This window comes from Nakamurella sp. GG22, from assembly GCF_052976845.2.
On sequence record NZ_JBRIIO020000068.1, the window covers coordinates 1 to 1,930 of the forward strand.

A 1,930-nucleotide genomic window follows, 5' to 3' on the forward strand; every position below is an offset into this window, starting at 1 on the left:
CCTTGAGCAAGCATCCACTGAGCGGCCCGACGGTGCATTTCGACCGCGGTCGACGGTTGCTCCAGCGACAGGCGGTGCTGCAGCAACTCCCGGAGAAGCCGGTGATAGCTGAACCATTCGCCGCGCTCCCCCAGGCCGACCACGAAAGCATTGGCACGGACGAGGCTTTCCAGCAGCTCCTGGCTGTCGACCCTCCCGGTCAGGTGCTCGGCCAGCGGGCCGTTCACCCGCTCGACAATGCTTGTCCGTAGCAGGAATTCGCGATCCCGGGAGGACAGCTGTTCGGTGACCTCGCCGATCAGATACTCCGCCACCGACCGTTCGCTACCGGAGAACCGTTGGATACCGGCGGCGATGTCGTCGCGGTTGAGCGATAGCGCCGCCAGCCGGACGCCCGCTGCCCAGCCTTCCGTCCGGAGCTGCAGGGCGGCCGCCTGATCCGAGCTCAGCGCGATGCCGTGGCGCTCGAACAGTTCTTTGGTCTCCGAGTTGTCGAATGCCAGGTCACCGGTGCGGATCTCGGTAAGAATGCCGTCAACCCTGAGCCGGTGGAGGCGCAGCATCGGGTCGGCCCTGGTCAGCAGTACCAGCCGCAACGTCGCCGGCAGGTGATCGACGAGTTCGCCGAAGGACGTGAGGATGCCGTCGTCGACGATCTCCTGGAAGTCGTCGAGGACGAGTACGACGGGCCGCGGGAGTTCGGTGAGCCGGCAGCGGAGTTCCAGCACCTCGGTGGCGCCGAACTGGTTCGCTGGTGTGATGTCGCGCAGCGGGCTGGACTCGGGCACCCCACCGCTGGCGACAAGAGCCAGGATGATGTTGGTCCAGAACGACCGGAGATCATTGTCGGAGGCGTCGAGGCTCAGCCAACCGATGGGTATCCGAGAATCCTCCGACCGGACCCACGCCGCCACGGTCAGGGTCTTGCCGGCTCCGGGACCGGCACTGACGAGCGTGATCGGCCTTGTCGTTCCAGAGGTCAGCATGTCGGTCAGCGCGGGACGATCGACGATTCCGGGCGGTGCGGCCGGTGGTTGGGTCTTGACTGCCAAGACCGACTGCAGTTGGCGCATCAGCACTCTCCCACCACCCGAGCCCCTCCGGCCCCCGACACAGACTCGCGGACCGACAAGATGCCGACGAGGCGCAGGGCACACGTGTACCGCGCAGGTGTAACCATGGCACATCAGGACAGTTTGGGCATAACGGCGTAACCGAACGTACTAAATGTGCTCGGATGCTCACCTGTTGTGCCTGAGGTGACGACAGCTCTGTGCTTGCGCCGCGGACTATCCCTTCTTGTGCTGCACCGTTCGGGTGATCAGGAGTTCACTGGTGGTCACATCGGCCTGGTCCAGGCGCTCCAGCAACGCTGAGATGTGTTCTTCGTCCGGCGCAGTGCCGATCAGGATCGTTTCCCTCTCGCACCGGTAGGACTCCAATTCCGGCATGGCGGCTCGCGTCAATGGCCCGATGAGCCCGGTGACTCGGAACTCGTAGTCGTCATTCACGGGGCCGGCTGGGATCCGTCGTCGGACGCGTCCTGGTCCGGGCTGGCGCAGTCGTCCCGGTCGGCGTCGGTTGGATGTGGTCCGACCCGGCGAACCTCGATCAGTTCAAGGCCGAGGCGCTGCAGCCGATTGATGATGCCGTGCAGGGCAGCCTGGTCGGGAACTGGGCCGCGAAGGATCGTCTGGACCGGCTCGTTGACAACCTTCAATCCCTCGGTCTCGACGAGTACTGACTCCGGAACGGGACCGGACACGCGAATCTCGTAGTCGAGTGGCACTTTCACACAGACCTCCTCGCTCGGCGCCGGTATCCCACGGTTACTTTTGCGGTTCCCGTGAGATAAAGCGTCATCCGAGTTGGATAGGTCGATCCGAAGATTGCCGGGACAACGCCTTGGCCAGGGTCACGACTGCGGCGA

Annotated in this window: 3 protein-coding genes; all 3 read right to left on the reverse strand. The window is 64.5% G+C overall.

Going from position 1 to position 1,930, the window contains the following annotated elements; genetic code table 11:
- On the reverse strand, positions 1–1,073 hold a 1,073-nt coding region (locus ACVBEQ_RS28000; RefSeq protein ID WP_473163210.1), incomplete at its 3' end, for a winged helix-turn-helix domain-containing protein.
- Between the two features lie 216 nt (positions 1,074–1,289).
- Complete coding sequence (locus ACVBEQ_RS28005) at positions 1,290–1,511, reverse strand: hypothetical protein (RefSeq protein WP_447156721.1); 222 nt, start codon at positions 1,509–1,511, stop codon at positions 1,290–1,292.
- Positions 1,508–1,795, reverse strand: a complete 288-nt coding sequence (locus ACVBEQ_RS28010; RefSeq protein WP_447156722.1) for a hypothetical protein — start codon at positions 1,793–1,795, stop codon at positions 1,508–1,510. The genes ACVBEQ_RS28005 and ACVBEQ_RS28010 overlap by 4 nt, the downstream gene beginning before the upstream one ends.
- Positions 1,796–1,930 lie beyond the last annotated feature (135 nt).